At 59.8% G+C, this 16,568-nt stretch carries 15 protein-coding genes; 10 read left to right on the forward strand and 5 right to left on the reverse strand.

Features of this window, described 5'->3' with window-relative positions; all coding sequences use genetic code 11:
- Window positions 1–17 precede the first annotated feature (17 nt).
- Complete coding sequence (gene moeB, locus D7S44_RS02400; RefSeq protein ID WP_120451691.1) at window positions 18–773, reverse strand: molybdopterin-synthase adenylyltransferase MoeB; 756 nt, start codon at window positions 771–773, stop codon at window positions 18–20.
- Window positions 773–2,008 carry a molybdopterin molybdotransferase MoeA gene (gene moeA, locus D7S44_RS02405; protein WP_120451693.1) on the reverse strand — a complete coding sequence of 412 codons (1,236 nt, stop codon included), beginning with the start codon at window positions 2,006–2,008 and terminating at the stop codon, window positions 773–775. The genes moeB and moeA overlap by 1 nt, the downstream gene beginning before the upstream one ends.
- Before the next feature lie 225 nt (window positions 2,009–2,233).
- Here moeA and D7S44_RS02410 point away from each other — a divergent pair, with 225 nt between their 5' ends.
- The 6 genes from D7S44_RS02410 to D7S44_RS02435 are packed head-to-tail and all read left to right on the forward strand — an operon-like array spanning window position 2,234 to window position 8,956.
- The gene (locus D7S44_RS02410) at window positions 2,234–3,193 is read left to right on the forward strand and encodes an isoaspartyl peptidase/L-asparaginase family protein (protein WP_120451695.1); all 960 of its coding nucleotides are present in this window, start codon (window positions 2,234–2,236) and stop codon (window positions 3,191–3,193) included.
- 9 nt (window positions 3,194–3,202) lie between these two features.
- The gene (gene gsiA / locus D7S44_RS02415; protein ID WP_120451697.1) at window positions 3,203–5,050 is read left to right on the forward strand and encodes a glutathione ABC transporter ATP-binding protein GsiA; all 1,848 of its coding nucleotides are present in this window, start codon (window positions 3,203–3,205) and stop codon (window positions 5,048–5,050) included.
- Between the two features lie 39 nt (window positions 5,051–5,089).
- Complete coding sequence (gene gsiB / locus D7S44_RS02420; protein ID WP_120451700.1) at window positions 5,090–6,625, forward strand: glutathione ABC transporter substrate-binding protein GsiB; 1,536 nt, start codon at window positions 5,090–5,092, stop codon at window positions 6,623–6,625.
- 49 nt (window positions 6,626–6,674) lie between these two features.
- Window positions 6,675–7,595 carry a glutathione ABC transporter permease GsiC gene (gsiC, locus tag D7S44_RS02425; RefSeq protein WP_120451701.1) on the forward strand — a complete coding sequence of 307 codons (921 nt, stop codon included), beginning with the start codon at window positions 6,675–6,677 and terminating at the stop codon, window positions 7,593–7,595.
- A gap of 9 nt (window positions 7,596–7,604) precedes the next feature.
- A complete protein-coding gene (gene gsiD, locus D7S44_RS02430; protein WP_120451703.1) occupies window positions 7,605–8,510 on the forward strand; it encodes a glutathione ABC transporter permease GsiD in 906 nt (301 codons plus the stop codon).
- Window positions 8,507–8,956 (forward strand): DUF4385 domain-containing protein, encoded by a 450-nt coding sequence (locus D7S44_RS02435; RefSeq protein WP_120451705.1) that lies wholly within the window; start codon window positions 8,507–8,509, stop codon window positions 8,954–8,956. Before gsiD ends, D7S44_RS02435 begins: the two co-directional genes overlap by 4 nt.
- Here D7S44_RS02435 and rimO read toward each other — a convergent pair.
- A complete protein-coding gene (gene rimO, locus D7S44_RS02440; protein WP_120451707.1) occupies window positions 8,953–10,284 on the reverse strand; it encodes a 30S ribosomal protein S12 methylthiotransferase RimO in 1,332 nt (443 codons plus the stop codon). The two genes, D7S44_RS02435 and rimO, sit on opposite strands and share 4 nt — an antisense overlap.
- 398 nt (window positions 10,285–10,682) lie before the next feature.
- On the opposite strand from rimO, the gene D7S44_RS02445 reads away from it, so the two are divergent.
- From D7S44_RS02445 to D7S44_RS02455, 3 genes are all read left to right on the forward strand, one after another.
- Entirely contained in the window at window positions 10,683–11,318 is a 636-nt protein-coding gene (locus D7S44_RS02445; RefSeq protein ID WP_120452844.1) for a carbonic anhydrase, read from the forward strand.
- A gap of 105 nt (window positions 11,319–11,423) precedes the next feature.
- Window positions 11,424–12,080: a DUF3313 domain-containing protein gene (locus tag D7S44_RS02450; protein WP_120451709.1), complete on the forward strand. Its 657-nt coding sequence runs from the start codon at window positions 11,424–11,426 to the stop codon at window positions 12,078–12,080.
- Between the two features lie 108 nt (window positions 12,081–12,188).
- A complete protein-coding gene (locus tag D7S44_RS02455) occupies window positions 12,189–13,322 on the forward strand; it encodes a PQQ-dependent sugar dehydrogenase (RefSeq protein WP_120451712.1) in 1,134 nt (377 codons plus the stop codon).
- Here the strand turns inward: D7S44_RS02455 and D7S44_RS02460 are convergent, their stop codons facing one another.
- The gene (locus D7S44_RS02460) at window positions 13,323–13,979 is read right to left on the reverse strand and encodes an HAD family hydrolase (protein ID WP_120451714.1); all 657 of its coding nucleotides are present in this window, start codon (window positions 13,977–13,979) and stop codon (window positions 13,323–13,325) included. It lies immediately after the preceding gene.
- Between the two features lie 267 nt (window positions 13,980–14,246).
- On the opposite strand from D7S44_RS02460, the gene D7S44_RS02465 reads away from it, so the two are divergent.
- The gene (locus tag D7S44_RS02465) at window positions 14,247–15,449 is read left to right on the forward strand and encodes a serine hydrolase (RefSeq protein ID WP_120451716.1); all 1,203 of its coding nucleotides are present in this window, start codon (window positions 14,247–14,249) and stop codon (window positions 15,447–15,449) included.
- A 197-nt stretch (window positions 15,450–15,646) separates the two neighbouring features.
- Here D7S44_RS02465 and ybjG read toward each other — a convergent pair whose 3' ends face one another.
- Window positions 15,647–16,252 carry an undecaprenyl-diphosphate phosphatase gene (ybjG, locus tag D7S44_RS02470; protein ID WP_120451718.1) on the reverse strand — a complete coding sequence of 202 codons (606 nt, stop codon included), beginning with the start codon at window positions 16,250–16,252 and terminating at the stop codon, window positions 15,647–15,649.
- Window positions 16,253–16,568: the final 316 nt, after the last annotated feature.

The following is a 16,568-nucleotide window of genomic DNA, read 5'->3' on the forward strand; positions in this document are numbered from 1 at the left end:
GCGTACGCTACCCCTTATCATTTATGGCCGCACACTTCGCAGTGCGCATCCTGCGCGACCTTCACGCTGCGAAATTCCGCGCTCATCGCGTCATACATCAGCAGCCGCGACGCGGCGGGCGCGCCAAAGGCGGTCAGGACTTTAATCGCCTCCATCGCCTGCATGGCGCCTATGACGCCAACCAGCGGCGCCATTACCCCCGCCTCGACGCAGCTTAACGTCTGCTCGCCGAACAGACGGCTGATACAGCGATAGCAGGGCGTGCCGGGCTGCCAGTTGAACACGCTAATCTGGCCTTCCATACGAATCGCCGCGCCGGAAACCAGCGGCACGCGCTGCGCCCGACAGAGCCGATTAAGCTGTTCGCGTATCTGCACGTTGTCGGTACAGTCGAGCACAACCTGATGTCCGGCGATTAACGCCTCAAGCGCATCCTCTTCCAGCAGGCCGTTAACGGTATCGATATGCACATGCGGATTGATAGCGGCCAGGCTCTCAGCCGCCGAGGCGACCTTGGCGCGGCCGATATCTGCGTCGTGATGCAGGATCTGACGCTGCAGATTGGACAGCGCGACAGTATCAAAATCGAGCAGCGTCAGCGCGCCTACGCCCGCCGCAGCCAGGTAGGGCGATGCCGCGCAGCCGAGGCCGCCGAGGCCGACAACCAGCGCGCGGCTCGCCTTGAGTTTTTCCTGACCGTCGAAGTCGAAGCCGCGCAGCACAATCTGGCGGTTATAGCGCAGCATCTCTTCATCGCTGAGTTCGGGCAGCATTACCCCTCCAGCAGCGCGTTAAAGGGCTCAACCTCAACCCATTCGCCCGGCTCAACCGCGCCGCGCTCGCGCTCCAGCACGATAAAGCAGTTAGCGGCGGCGAAAGAGCTAAAGACGTGCGAGCCCTGATGACCGGTGCTGCGCACCTCCAGTTCGCCGTCCGCGCCGCGGCTCATGACGCCGCGCTGAAAGTCGAGGCGGCCCGGAGATTTCTTCAGGCGCGAGGCGGCGCGCGCGCGCAGGCGCGGCGGCAGCGGGGACTCGCTCTGGCCGGTCAGGGCGGCGAGCAGCGGCTGCACCAGCTGATAGAAGGTGACGGCGGCCGAGACCGGATTGCCTGGCAGCCCGCAGAACCAGCTGCTGGCGAGGCGGCCAAAAGCGAAAGGTTTACCTGGCTTGATGGCCAGCTTCCAGAAGGTGATGACACCCAGCTCGTCGAGCATGGTTTTGGTGAAGTCCGCTTCGCCCACCGAGACGCCGCCGGTGCTGATAACCACGTCGGCCTGACGATCCGCCTCTTCAAAGGCGCGGCGCAGCGCCTGCGGGTCATCCTTAATAATGCCCATATCAATCACTTCGCAGCCGAGCTTGCGCAGCATCAGCGAGACGGTAAAACGGTTGGTGTCGTAGATCTGGCCTGGCGCCAGCGGCTGGCCCACTGGCTGCAGCTCATCGCCGGTGGAGAAGACCGCGACGCGCAGCTTGCGCAGCACGCTTACCTCAGCGAGGCCGAGCGAAGCGAGCAGCGGTAGTTCCGCCGCGCCAAGGCGCACGCCCGCCGCCAGCACCGGCTGGCCGCGCCGAATATCTTCGCCGATCAGGCGGATATTTTGTCCGGCTTTCACCGGCGCGTTAATCACAATGCCGCCCTCGACTTCGCGCGTCTCTTCCTGCATCACCACCGCGTCGCAGCCGGATGGCACCGGCGCGCCGGTCATGATGCGCACCACGCTGCCCGCTGGCCAGTCGCCGTTAAAAGGCGCACCGGCAAAGGCTTTGCCCGCCACCTGAAGCGGCCGATCGGCCTGAATATCGGCCAGCCGCACGGCATAACCATCCATCGCCGAGTTATCAAAGGGCGGCACGTCGATGGGTGAGGTAACCGGTAATGCGGTAATGCGGCCAACTGCATCGACCAGCGGCACGCTGACGCGATCGCGGAGAGGCTGAAGCTGCGCCAGCATTTTCACCTGCGCCTCTTCAAGAGAAATTAACCCTGAGGTAAAGCTTTCCATTGTGTTTGCAACCTGTGTTAAGACAGTTGCTGCCTATTATGGTGCTAATTGTCAGCAGAGTCACATTTCCGCTGCGGCATAAGCCACAACAAAAGGTTATGGCCGCCGCGCCAGTTTCCTCTTTACAAGTTTTAACAGGCTTTCTATAGTCAAAAATCATTTAATTTGGCTGAAAACCATTTTAAATCAGTGTTTTCACTCCGGTAAAAGGACAGGGCAAGCGTTATGGTTAAAGCAGTCATCGCCATTCACGGTGGGGCAGGCGCCATTACGCGCTCGGCAATGAGCGCAGAAAAAGAGCAGGCGTATCGTCAGGCGCTTACCGATATCATCACCGCAGGACAACGCATGCTGGCGCAGGGCGCCAGCGCGCTGGACGCCGTGACCGAGGCGGTACGGCTGCTTGAAGAGTGCCCGCTGTTCAACGCTGGCAAGGGCGCGGTCTTTACCCATCAGGGCACCCACGAGCTGGATGCCTGCGTAATGGATGGCCGCACGCTGGAAGTCGGAGCGGTGGCGGGCGTGTCGCGCCTGCGCAATCCGGTGCTGGCGGCGCGCAAGGTGCTGGAGGTCAGCCCGCACGTGCTTTTTATCGGTGCGGGCGCAGAGCAGTTCGCGCGGGATAACGGCCTGGAACAGGTCGAGCCCGATTATTTTTCGACGCCGGAACGCTGGGAGCAGCTGCAGCGCGCGCTGGCCAGCGACGAAATGGTGCTGGATCACGACGGCGCGGCAAAAGCGGGCGACCCGCTGGATCCCGACCGTAAATTCGGCACCGTCGGCGCGGTGGCGATCGATGCGGAAGGCAACCTGGCCGCCGCGACCTCGACCGGCGGCATGACCAATAAACAGGCGGGCCGCGTTGGCGACTCGCCGCTGCCGGGCGCGGGCTGCTACGCCAGCAACGACACGGTAGCGGTCTCCTGTACCGGCACGGGCGAGGTCTTTATCCGCACGCTGGCGGCCTATGATATTGCCGCGCAGATGCGCTACGGCGGCCACTCGCTGCAGCAGGCCTGTGTAAACGTTATCCACGACGCCATCCCTGAGCTGGGCGGCAGCGGCGGCCTGATCGCTGTCGACCGCTTCGGCAACGTAGCGCTGCCGTTTAACAGCGAAGGCATGTATCGCGCTTTTGCGCGCGTGGGCGAAGAGGCTGAGGTCGGCATCTACCGCGAAGGCTAAGGAGCAGGCATGACGCAGCAAATGGCGCCGGAGCAGGTTCTGGCGGTACGCAATCTTAACGTGCGCTTCAGCCATGAAGGGCGCGTGACGCAGGCAGTGCGCGACCTCTCGCTGGAGGTGCAGCGCGGCGAGACCCTGGCGATCGTCGGCGAGTCCGGCTCCGGCAAATCCGTCACCTCGCTGGCGCTGATGCGGCTGATCGAACAGGCGGGCGGCGAAGTCAGCGGCGATATTCTGCTGCGCCGACGCAACGGCGATCTGCTGGACGTGGCGCGCGCCACCCCGGGTGTGATGCGACGCGTGCGCGGCGCCGACATGGCGATGATCTTTCAGGAGCCGATGACCTCGCTCAATCCGGTATTCACCGTCGGCGAGCAGATCGCAGAATCTATCCGTTTGCATCAGGGGAAAAGCCATCAGCAGGCGCTGGCGGAAGCGCGCCGTATGCTTGATCTGGTGCGCATTCCCGAAGCGCAGGGCGTGCTGTCGCGCTATCCGCATCAGCTTTCCGGCGGCATGCGTCAGCGCGTTATGATTGCGATGGCGCTGTCGTGCCGTCCTGCGCTGCTGATCGCCGATGAGCCGACAACGGCGCTCGACGTGACGATTCAGGCGCAAATTCTGCAGCTGATCCGCGTGCTGCAAAAAGAGATGCATATGGGCGTGATTTTTATCACGCACGATATGGGCGTAGTGGCCGAAATGGCGGACCGCGTACAGGTGATGTACCGCGGCGACGTGGTGGAGAGCGCGCCGGTGCAGCAGCTGTTCGACGCGCCGCAGCAGCCTTATACCCAGGCGTTGCTGGCCGCGGTGCCCAAACTCGGCGCGATGAGCGGCCAGCCGTTGCCCGCCCGCTTTCCGCTGCTGCATGCCGGAGCGGAGAGCGAGCCGGAAACGCCGCAGGACACGGCGCGCCTCGATATTCCCCCCATTTTGCAGGTGCGCGATCTGGTGACGCGCTTTGATATTCGCGGCGGACTGCTTAACCGCGTCAAACGTCGCGTGCACGCGGTAGAGAAGGTGAGCTTCGATCTCTACGCCGGCGAGACGCTGGCGCTGGTCGGTGAATCAGGCTGCGGCAAATCCACTACCGGACGCTCGCTGCTGCGGCTGGTGGCGAGCCAGGGCGGCACTATTACCTTTAACGGCCAGCGTATTGACACGCTCTCCGGTTCGGCGCTGGCGCATCTGCGACGCGATATTCAGTTTATTTTTCAGGACCCTTACGCCTCGCTCGATCCGCGGCTGACGGTGGGCTTCTCCATCATGGAGCCGCTGCTGGTGCATAAAGTCATGTCACGCCGCGAGGCGGAACAGCGCGTCGCCTGGCTGCTGGAAAAGGTCGGGCTGCTGCCGGAGCATGCACAGCGTTATCCCCATGAGTTCTCTGGCGGCCAGCGCCAGCGTATCTGTATCGCGCGCGCGCTGGCACTCAATCCCAAAGTGGTGATCGCCGATGAGTCGGTGTCGGCGCTCGACGTGTCGATACAGGCGCAGATCGTCAACCTGATGCTCGATCTACAGCGTGAATTCGGCATCGCTTTCTTGTTTATTTCCCACGATATGGCGGTTGTGGAACGCATTAGCCATCGCGTGGCGGTTATGTATCTGGGCCAGATCGTTGAAATGGGGCCGCGGCAGGCGGTATTTGAGGAGCCGCGTCACCCTTACACGCGCAAGCTGATGGCCGCCGTTCCGGTGGCGGATCCGGCGCATCGTCGGCGCGAACGCGCGCTGATGGTCGACGAGATCCCCAGCGCCGTGCGCGCGCTGGGCGACGAACCTGAGGTCGCGCCGCTGATTGAGGTTGCGCCAGGCCACTTCGTCGCGCGCCATGCTATCAGCAGCACCTGACATCACAATCACACTAGGCAGGGATTACAGGAGAACACGATGCACAACACAATGCGTAAAGGGTTACTGGCTGCGGGCGTGATCGGCGCCATCACGGCGCTGCCCGCCTGGGCGGCAAAAGATGCGGTTATCGCCGTCGGCTCGAACTTCACCACGCTCGATCCCTATGACGCCAACGATACGCTGTCGCAGGCGGTGGCGAAATCGTTCTACCAGGGGCTGTTCGGCTTCGACAAAGATATGAAGCTGACCAACGTGCTGGCAGAAAGCTATCAGGCAAGCCCGGACGGCCTGACCTATACCATCAAGCTGCGTCCGGGGATTAAGTTCCAGGACGGCAGCGATTTCAACGCTGAAGCGGTCAAGGTCAACCTTGAGCGCGCCAGCAACCCCGATAACCATCTCAAGCGCTACAACCTGTTTAAATATATCGCCACCACCGAGGCGGTGGATCCCACCACGGTGAAAATTACCCTGAAGCAGCCTTTTTCCGCCTTTATCAATAACCTGGCGCACCCGGCCGCCGCGATGATTTCGCCGACCGCGCTGAAAAAATATGGCAAAGAGATCGGCTTTCACCCGGTTGGCACCGGTCCCTATGAGTTTGTGACCTGGAACCAGACTGACTACGTGAAGGTGAAAAAATGGGACGGCTACTGGAAAAAAGGCTATCCGAAACTCGACAGCATCACCTGGCGTCCGGTGGTAGACAACAATACCCGCGCAGCGATGCTGCAGACCGGTGAAGCGAACTTCGCTTTCCCAATCCCTTTCGAACAGGCCAAACTGCTGGAGAAGAATCCCAGGCTGAAGGTAGTGACGTCGCCATCGATCATGCAGCGCTATATCAGCCTGAACGTCACTCAGAAGCCGTTCGACAACCCGAAAGTGCGTGAGGCGCTGGAGTATGCAATCAATCGCGAAGCGCTGACCAAAGTCGCTTTTGCCGGTTATGCGACGCCTGCGACCGGCATCGTGCCGCCGACTATCGACTTTGCGCAAAAATACCCGGCGATTCAGTACAACCCGGCCAAAGCGCGCGAGCTGCTGAAGGAAGCGGGCTACCCCAACGGCTTTGAAACCACGCTCTGGTCGTCGCATAACCACAGCACCGCGCAGAAAGTGCTGCAGTTTACCCAGCAGCAGCTGGCGCAGGTGGGCGTGAAGGTAAAAGTCACGGCGATGGACGCCGGTCAGCGCGCCGCCGAGGTTGAGAGCAAAGGACAGAAAGAGAGCGGCGTACGCATGTTCTATACCGGCTGGTCCGCCTCTACTGGCGAAGCTGACTGGGCGCTGACGCCGCTGTTCGCCACCACGTCCTGGCCGCCAGCTATCTTTAACACCGCGTTTTACAGCAATCCGCAGGTGGATAAAGATCTGGCCGATGCGCTGAAAACCACGGACCGCGAGCGCAAAGCCAGCCTCTATAAAGACGCACAGGATAAGATCTGGAACGACCATCCGTGGATCCCGCTGGTGGTGGAGCAGCTGGTTTCCGCCAACAGCGCGTCGCTGACCGGGTTCTATGTGATGCCCGACACCTCATTCAGCTTTGACGAGGCCGATCTGAAGTAATCCGACCGGCCAGCCCGCATGGGCTGGCCGCCGCTGCTCAGGATTTCGCATGCTTAACTATTTTATTAAACGTCTGTTCGGGCTCATCCCGACGCTGCTGATTGTGGCGGTGCTGGTGTTCCTGTTCGTTCACCTGCTGCCGGGCGATCCGGCGCGTCTGATCGCCGGCCAGGACGCCGACGCCACGGTGGTGGCGCTGGTGCGCCAGGAGCTGGGGCTGGATCAGCCGCTGCCGCAGCAGTTCTGGCACTTTATCCTGAATGCGCTGCAGGGCGACTTCGGCCACTCGCTGGTGTCGAAGCGGCCGGTGGCCGAAGAGATTGCCACGCGCTTTATGCCCACGCTGTGGCTGACGCTGGCCAGTATGGTCTGGGCGGTGATATTCGGCATGGCGATCGGCATCGTCTCTGCCGTATGGCGTAACCGCTGGCCGGATCGCCTGGGCATGACGCTGGCGGTATCGGGCATCTCCTTTCCCGCCTTTGCCCTCGGCATGCTGCTGATGCAGATTTTCTCGGTCGAGCTAGGCTGGCTGCCAACCGTCGGCGCGGGCAGCTGGAAACATTACATTCTGCCTTCGGTGACGCTGGGTGCCGCCGTGGCGGCGGTAATGGCGCGCTTTACCCGCGCCTCGTTCGTCGAGGTGATGCAGGAAGATTATATGCGCACCGCGCGCGCCAAAGGCGTGCGCGAATCGCTGGTGGTGGTAAAACACGGCCTGCGCAACGCCATGATCCCGGTCGTGACGATGATGGGCCTGCAGTTCGGCTTTCTGCTCGGCGGCTCTATCGTGGTAGAAGTGGTCTTTAACTGGCCCGGTCTGGGCCGTCTGCTGGTTGATTCGGTGGAGATGCGCGATTACCCGGTGATTCAGGCCGAAGTGCTGCTCTTTTCGCTGGAGTTCATCCTGATTAACCTGATTGTCGATCTGCTCTATGCGGCAATCAATCCCGCCATTCGCTACAGGTAAGGAGTCGCAATGAAAAACTGGCGACGCGAAGCGGTGCTGAAAAGCCTGCCGCTGACGACGGAAAATCGGGTTCGCACCCCCTGGAGCGAGTTCTGGCGACGCTTTCGCCGTCAGCCGGTGGCGATGGCGTCAGGGCTGTTTGTGCTGCTGCTGATCGTGCTGGCGTTTATCGCGCCGCTTATCGCCCCGTTCGACGCAGAGAATTACTTCGACTACGACCGGCTCAATCAGGGGCCGTCGCTGATGCACTGGTTCGGCGTCGACTCGCTGGGACGCGACATCTTCAGCCGTGTGCTGGTCGGCACCCGCATCTCGCTTATTGCCGGCTTCTTTTCGGTGGCGATTGGTGCGGCGATCGGCACGTTCTTCGGCCTGCTGGCGGGCTACTACGAAGGAGCCTGGGATCGCATTACCATGCGTATCTGCGATGTGCTGTTCGCTTTTCCCGGCATTCTGCTGGCGATTGCGGTGGTGGCGATTATGGGCAGCGGCATGAGCAACGTGATTATCGCGGTAGCGATTTTCAGCATCCCGGCGTTTGCCCGTCTGGTGCGCGGCAATACCCTGGTGCTGAAACATCAGACCTATATCGAGTCGGCGCGCAGCATTGGCGCCTCTGACGCCACCATCCTGCTGCGCCATATTCTGCCCGGCACGGTGTCGTCGATTGTGGTCTATTTCACCATGCGTATCGGCACCTCGATTATTACCGCCGCCAGCCTGTCGTTCCTCGGCCTGGGGGCGCAGCCGCCGACGCCGGAGTGGGGTGCGATGCTCAACGAGGCGCGCGCCGATATGGTGATGGCGCCCCACGTGGCGATTTTCCCCAGCCTCGCGATTTTTCTCACGGTTTTAGCATTTAATTTGCTTGGCGACGGGCTACGCGACGCGCTCGATCCTAAACTCAAGACATGAAAAAATTCGATTACGAGCAGGACTTTAAAACCATCGACTTCCGTAAGAACCCGGAGCGTTATCAGGTCGGGCGCGGCGAGCAGGGCGTGCTGATGGTGGAACCCTATAAAAGCGAAATATTGCCGCACTGGCGTTTTCGCACTGTGCCGATCGCCAAAGCCTCTGCGGCGAAAATCATGGAGATGTTTGAAGCCTATCGCGCGCAGGATGATTTCGTCGGTATGGATATGGCGCGCAAGTTTATTCAGATGGGGTACACCCGCGCGCGCCGCTACAGCAACCACAAGGGCGGGCGCAAGTATGACGCCGACGGCAATGAGCTGCCGCGCGGCGTTGACGAAGAAAAGGCCGCTGCGGCGGCCGTTTTCAAAGCGTACTGGGATCGACTGCGTGAAGATCAGGACTATCTGACGCGCAAGCAGGCGCATCAGAAGCTATATGGTTAAACGCGTGTTCCCCAGAGGTCGTATTCGTCGGCGTTCTCGACTTTTACGCGGATAACGTCGCCCGGTTTTACGCCGCGCTCGCCGTTAAGGTAGACCGCGCCGTCGATTTCCGGCGCGTCCGCCATGCTGCGGCCGATAGCACCTTCTTCATCCACTTCGTCAATAATCACCAGGATTTCACGGCCGACTTTTTCCTGCAGACGCTCGGCGGAAATCTGCTGCTGCAGCTGCATAAAGCGGTCGAAGCGATCCTGTTTCACCGCGTCGTCAACCTGATCCGGCAGCTGGTTGGCGGTTGCGCCTTCCACCGGGCTGTACTGGAAGCAGCCCACGCGATCCAGACGTGCCTCCCGGATAAAATCGAGCAGCAGCTGGAAATCCTCTTCGGTTTCGCCGGGGAAGCCGACGATAAAGGTCGAGCGCAGCGTCAGCTCCGGGCAGATTTCGCGCCAGCGCTTGATGCGTTCCAGCGTACGCTCCACCGCGCCCGGACGCTTCATGAGCTTCAGGATGCGCGGGCTGGCGTGCTGCAGAGGAATGTCCAGATAGGGCAGGATTTTGCCTTCCGCCATCAGCGGGATAACGTCGTCGACGTGCGGGTAGGGGTAGACGTAGTGCAGACGCACCCAGACGCCGAGCTTCGCCAGCTGTTCGCACAGACCCACCATGCTGGTTTTCACCGGCTGGCCGTTCCAGAAACCGGTGCGGTGTTTGACGTCAACGCCGTAGGCGGAGGTGTCCTGCGAGATCACCAGCAGCTCTTTTACGCCCGCTTCCACCAGACGTTTAGCCTCATCCAGCACCTCGCCGATGGCGCGGCTGTCGAGATCGCCGCGCATCGACGGGATAATGCAGAAGGTGCAGCGATGGTTGCAGCCTTCGGAAATCTTCAGGTAGGCGTAGTGACGCGGCGTCAGCTTAACGCCCTGCTGCGGCACCAGGCTTAAAAATGGATTATGCTGCGGTTTCGGCACATAGGTGTGCACATGGGACAATACCTGTTCATAGCTGTGCGGGCCGGTGATCTCCAGCACTTTTGGATGAACCTCGCGGATCTGATCCACTTTCGCGCCGAGACAGCCGGTGACGATCACCTTGCCGTTCTCATTGAGCGCTTCGCCGATCGCCTCCAGCGACTCCTGCACCGCGCTGTCGATAAAACCGCAGGTGTTTACAATGACGATTTCAGCGTCGTCATAACGCGGCACAACGTCGTAGCCTTCAGTACGCAGCTCCGTCAGGATACGTTCTGAATCCACAAGGTTTTTAGGACAGCCGAGCGAGACGAAGCCCACGCGCGGCGGCAGTGTAGTATTGGTATTGGACATGGCTCTGTTTCCGGGTTCTGCACAGCGATGGCGCGCGATTTTACCTGCGTCTCGCTGAAAGTTGTAGCGTTATTTATAGGGGAATTCGTGGGGCATTTCAGACAGATAAGCGGCACTTGCGTCTGCCAGGAAAGCGGGCCGTCGCGCGCCCGTTACGTAAATAAGTGAAAAAGTCGCGGCCAGTCATTTACGGGCTAACTTCTGGTAATTTCGACAAAAAATCAACGCTGCCAGGCAGGCAAAAATTGTCAATACTCATAACAGGGTTGAGTTTAATGCGGCCTGGTGCTTAAATCCGGGATTCAAATTTACTGTGAATTCAATAATAAGCAGATAATAGGGCAGCTGCGGACGCCTGTCGCCGTAGTCGACTAAGTGGATAATGTGAGAGCGCAATGATGAAAGAGATCGTTAACGGATTTCTGAGTTTTCAACAGAATGTGTTTCCTGAAAGGAAGGATCTTTTCAAAAGCCTGGCGTCGAACCAAAATCCTAAAGCGCTGTTTATCTCCTGTTCTGATAGCCGTTTAGTACCGGAACTGGTCACCCAGCAGGAGCCGGGTCAGCTGTTCGTGATCCGCAACGCAGGCAATATCGTACCGCCGTTCGGTCCGGAGCCAGGCGGCGTGTCGGCCACCATCGAATATGCGCTGATGGTGCTGGGCGTGAGTGAAATCATCATCTGCGGCCACTCCAACTGCGGCGCGATGAACGCTATCGCTTCCTGTCAGTGCATGGACACCATGCCCGCGGTTGAACACTGGCTGCGCTACGCCGATGCGGCGAAAACTGTAGTGGAAGAGCGCGAATACGAGACGGCGGAAGCCAAGCTGAACGAGATGGTGAAAGAGAACGTCATCGCTCAGCTGAACAATATCAAGACTCACCCGTCCGTGGCGCTGGCGCTGCGTAAAGGCAAAGTGCGTCTGCACGGCTGGGTATATGATATCGAGTCAGGCAAAATTATCGCCCTGACCCCGGGCGGCAAGAGCTTTATCTCTCTCTCCGATAACCCGGAAACCTGCTTCGAGTAAGCCTCCCTCCCGCCCGCTGCGCATGCAGCGGGCGTTTCGTTGTCATTATTCCAACGCCTTCTCAACGGATTATCTAAGCTAGTAGTTTCCCCTTGAGAATTTATCATGCGTAAAACCCCCTTGTTGACCCTGCTGGCAAGCGCCATGCTGCTGGCGGGATGTACTTCGCACGTTGCCGACAAACAACAATATTCCGGTTTTATTAACGATTACAGTCAGCTTAAGCCCGCCTCATCCGCCAGCGATCGGCCAACGCTGCGCTGGGTTTCTCCCGACTACCGCGACAGCGACTATACCTCGGTGGTTTATACGCCAGTGGTTTACTATCCGGCGGCTAAGCCTACGGCGCGCGTCAGCCAGCAGACGCTGGATCAAATCCGTCGCTACGCCGACACGCGGCTGAAAACGGCGATCGCCGAACGTAAACAGCTGGTGACGCAGCCTGGTCCGCGTACCCTGATCGTACGCAGCGCCATTACCGGCGTGACGGCGGAAAACGAGGGTGTTCAGTTTTATGAAGTCGTGCCGGTGGCGGCGGTAATCGCCAGCACCATGGCGGCGACCGGTCACCGTACGCAAAACAGCGCCTTATTTCTTGAGATCGAGGCACGCGACGCCCAGACCGGTAAGCCCCTGATTAAAGTGGTACGTAAGGCGTTCGGCAACCCCTTGAACAACAGTAGCGCGCCCATCACCTATGGCGACGTGAAAAGCGCGATTGATGATACAGTCAGCGACGCCGTGCACTTTAGCGCGCCCTGAGCCGGACGCCAGCGGCAGAAACCTCTTCTTTAATCTTTTGTAAAGCCTGAACATTATTTAATCGCGCTGGCTACCCTTACACTTATTCCCTGGTGACTGGAGCATATTATGGCCCGACTGACTGCCGCGCTGTTACTCGGCGGCGCGCTGTTTACTCTCCCCGTGCTGGCAGAAGAGGTGCAGGTTCAGGTTCTGCAGGAGAAACTTAATCATCCCTGGTCGGTCGCCTTTTTGCCGGACAATCAGACGCTGCTGATTACCGAGCGGAGCGGACAGCTGCGCAGCTGGCGATCGGAAAGCGGTTTGTCGCAGCCGATTGAAGGCGTGCCGAAAGCGGTCGTGCGCCGACAGGCGGGGCTGCTCGACGTGGTGCTGGCGCCGGACTTCGCCCAGAGCCGTCGCGTGTGGCTCAGCTTCACCGAAGCCAACAGCAGCGGCGAACTGGGCGCGGCGGTCGGCTATGGTCAGCTTAGCGAAGATACCCGACGTCTGATCGGCTTTAAAACGGTCATCCGCCAGACGCCGCAGCTGTCGGCGGGCAACAACCTTGGCACGCGCCTGGCCTTCGATCGCGACGGCTATCTCTATATTGCTTTCGGCGACAACTTCCACAGCAGCAGCGCGCAGGATCTCGACAAACTGACCGGCAAAATCCTGCGCCTTAATCAGGACGGCAGCGTGCCGAAAGACAATCCTTTCGTCAGCCGCCGCGGCGCGCGGCCTGAGATCTGGACCTACGGCGTGCGCAATCCGCAGGGGCTGGCCTTTAATCCCTGGACGCAGCAGATGTGGGAGAGCGAGCATGGCCCGCGCGGCGGAGATGAGGTAAATATCCCGCAGAAAGGCAAAAACTACGGCTGGCCGCTGGCGACCTGGGGCATCGACTACAACGGCAGCAACGTGCCGGAGTCGAAAGGCTCGCACGTGGCGGGTACGGAGCAGCCGGTGTTTTACTGGAAACGCTCGCCGGCGATTAGCGGCATGGCGTTTTACAACAGCGCGCGCTTTCCGCAGTGGAAAAATTCCCTGTTTATCGGCGCGCTCAAGGAGAAGAGCCTGATTCGGCTCAGCGTTAACGGCGATAAGGTCGTCGAGGCGCAGCGTCTGCTGGAGGATCGCAATGAACGCATCCGCGATGTGCGTCAGGGGCCGGATGGCTATCTTTACGTGCTTACCGACGACGATAACGGCAAGCTGCTGAAGGTGGGATTAGCGCAGGACGCCAGCGCGTCCCGCGGTTAATCAGCGCGCCCAGCGGCACACTTCCCAGCCGCGCTTCAGCGCTTCCTGATGCAGCAGCGCATCGGGATTGATGACCAGCGCATGATCGGCCTGCGCCAGCAGCGGCAGGTCGTTCATGGAGTCGCTGTAGGCCCAGGTGCGCGCAAAATCACGCTCCTGCTGCAGCGCGCGCCAGTCGGTCAGTCGGGTGACTTTACCCTCTTTATAGGTCATGGTGCCGTAAGTCTGTCCGCTGTAGCGGTCATCCACCACTTCGACGCCGATCGCCAGCGCGCCATGCGCACCCAGCCGTTCAGCAATCGGCGTCACCAGATGTTCACCGCTGGCGGAGCAAATCACCACTCTGTCGCCGCGTTGCTGGTGCCAGTTGATGCGGTCGCGCGCTTCAGGATAGACGCGCGGCAGGATATCGCGATGGATCCAGCGGCGCACCCAGCCCGCGACCGTCGGCGCCGCCAGACCGGCCAGCGGCGAGAGCGTCAGCGCCATGTAATCTTCCATCGCCAGGGTGCCGGCATAATATTGCGCCATCAGCGCCTGCTCTTCGGCCAGCAGCTCTTCACGGGCAAAGCCCTGCGATACCAGCCAACGCAGCCACAGGCCGGTACTGTCTTCGCAGATGACGGTTTCGTCCAGATCAAATACGGCTAAGTCCATGGTGGTTCTCCTCTGTTGACTCACAACAGCCTGGCAGAATTTTGTGACGGTCTTAACCCTTCTGCGAAAAATCGGAATTTCACCGGCTTTTCCGTGCGCGAAGGGCGCGCGAAACTGGTCAGCGCCTCCGGCAGCTGCCAGGGTTACTCTACTAAACTCTATAAAACTTTACGGTTGGGCGGTTTTTTTCATGCTCTGCAGAGGGTAGCGTTTCACTCTGTAGGTTTTTGCCTTAAAACCGCGATTTAACATGGAATTTCCTCGCACATGACAACTATTCTCTCTGCACGCCGCCTGCGGCATGTCGCCGCCGCCTCTTTACTGCTGTTTGTCGCACCCGCCGCTTTTGCCGTGGATGCGCCTGCGCCGCCTCAGGTTGAGGCTAAAGCCTGGATATTAATGGATTACGCCAGCGGCAAGGTGCTGGCAGAGGGCAATGCGGACGACCGGCTCGATCCCGCCAGCCTGACCAAAATGATGACCAGCTATGTTGTCGGACAGGCGCTGAAGTCCGGCAAAATCAAACGCGACGATATGGTGACTATCGGTCAGGATGCCTGGGCCACCGGCAACCCTAAGCTGAGAGGCTCATCGCTGATGTTTCTCAAGCCAGGCGATCGCATTCCGGTCTCTGAGCTGAATAAAGGTATCGTCATCCAGTCGGGCAATGACGCCTGCATCGCGCTGGCGGATTATGTCGCTGGCAGCCAGGACGCCTTTATCGGTCTGATGAATAACTACGTTAAGGTGTTTGGGCTGAAAAATACCCACTTTATGACGGTGCACGGGCTGGATGCGGAAGGGCAGTACAGTACGGCGCGCGATATGGCGCTGATTGGCCAGGCGCTGATTCGCGACGTGCCGGAAGAGTATGCGCTGAATAAAGAAAAAGAGTTCACCTTCAACCGCATCCGCCAGATGAACCGCAACCGGCTGCTCTGGAGCACCAACCTTCAAGTCGACGGCATCAAGACCGGCCACACGTCGGGCGCAGGCAATAATCTGGTGGCATCCGCCACCGAAAACGATATGCGTCTGATCTCCGTGGTGCTGGGCACTGCCACCGACGCCGCGCGGTTCCGCGAAAGCGAGAAGCTGCTGACCTGGGGTTTCCGCTTTTTTGAAACCGTGACGCCGATTAAGGCGGATAAGCCTTTCGCGCAGCAGCGCGTCTGGTTCGGCGATCGCAAAGAGGTCAACCTGGGCGTTGAGAAGGATGCTGCGCTGACGCTGCCGAAAGGGCAGATGAAGAACCTGAAGGCGAGCTATAACCTGACCACGCCGCAGCTTGAAGCGCCCTTAAAGAAAAATCAGGTGGTCGGCACCATTGATTTCCAGCTTGATGGCAAAACCATTGAGCAGCGCCCGCTGGTGGTGATGGAGGAGGTGCCGCAGGGCAATTTCTTCAGCCGCATCGTCGATTTCGTGCTGATGCAGTTCCATACGCTGTTCGGAAAGTGGTTTAGCTAACACGAGCGCGCTGATAGCGCTGAGCAGACGCGGATGGCATGGGCCGATCGCAAAGTCGCTCAGGGCATCCCTGCGCGCTCGGCCCGCGACATCCCGGTCGCGGGACGCTTTGCTCCTCTGCCCATGCAATCCGCTTTCAGACTAATGGGTTGCCTGTCAGTGCTATCCGTTTTAAGGTCAGCGCACTGCCTGGTTGCTTAATCCTGAATCCAGCCCTTACGAATCGGCAGGGCGAACAGCGCGCGGTAGGCGGCGTTAAAGGTCGCCAGCATGCGCGCGCCATAACCCTGCCAGGCGAGATGCGACGCCAGGCAGCCGAGCAGCCCCACCAGAAACCCACCCAGCATATCCATCGGCCAGTGCACGCCGAGATAGACCCGCGACCAGGCGATGGCGCTGCCGATCGCCATCAGAATGATGCCCGACCAGAGGCGATGCCAGAAAATAAACGCCAGCGCGAAGGTGAAAATGGTGGTGCCGTGATCGCTGGGGTAGGAGTCGTCAGGTGCATGATGCAGAAACTGGTAGCCCAGCCCGATGGCGAAGGGGCGAGGATGCGGGAAAAGCTGGCCGACGCACCAGGAGATGGCCAGCGCGTAAATCAGCGCCATGCCGGTTTTCAGCACCAGCACGCGCTGCGATTTTAACTGGTCGCGCGGCCCCCACAGCCAGAGCGCGACAATCAGCAGCGGCACGATAGCGATAAGATCTTTGGCAATAAAGGTCGCCAGCGCCAGCAGCCAGCCAGGCGAGTCGGGCGTCGCGTTTATGGATAAAAACAGAGAGTGGTTAAGCGCTTCCATAGTGGTCGTAAAATCCTCGTGTGTGCCTGCACCCGTTCGCCGTTGCGCACAAAATGCCAATGAAAAGGCCTATTCTGGCGACGCCGCCGGACGGGAGATATTGCGCCAGCTCCTAAATGACGCGCAGGTTGCAGAACGGTTTAGGTTCGATGACGATGCGCGCATCCTTTGCCCGCTCTGCCTGTCACGACTGTAAAAATCGCAGGCATAAAAAAACCCGTCAGTAAAAAACTGGCGGGCTCCACAATTTGGGGATTTCAAAGAAAAGCAGTGGCACTTATTCAGACTCACCCTTAACAAAAAAGTTCTGGACTGA

It is taken from the genome of Pantoea piersonii, assembly GCF_003612015.1.
Lineage (GTDB): Bacteria > Pseudomonadota > Gammaproteobacteria > Enterobacterales > Enterobacteriaceae > Pantoea > Pantoea piersonii.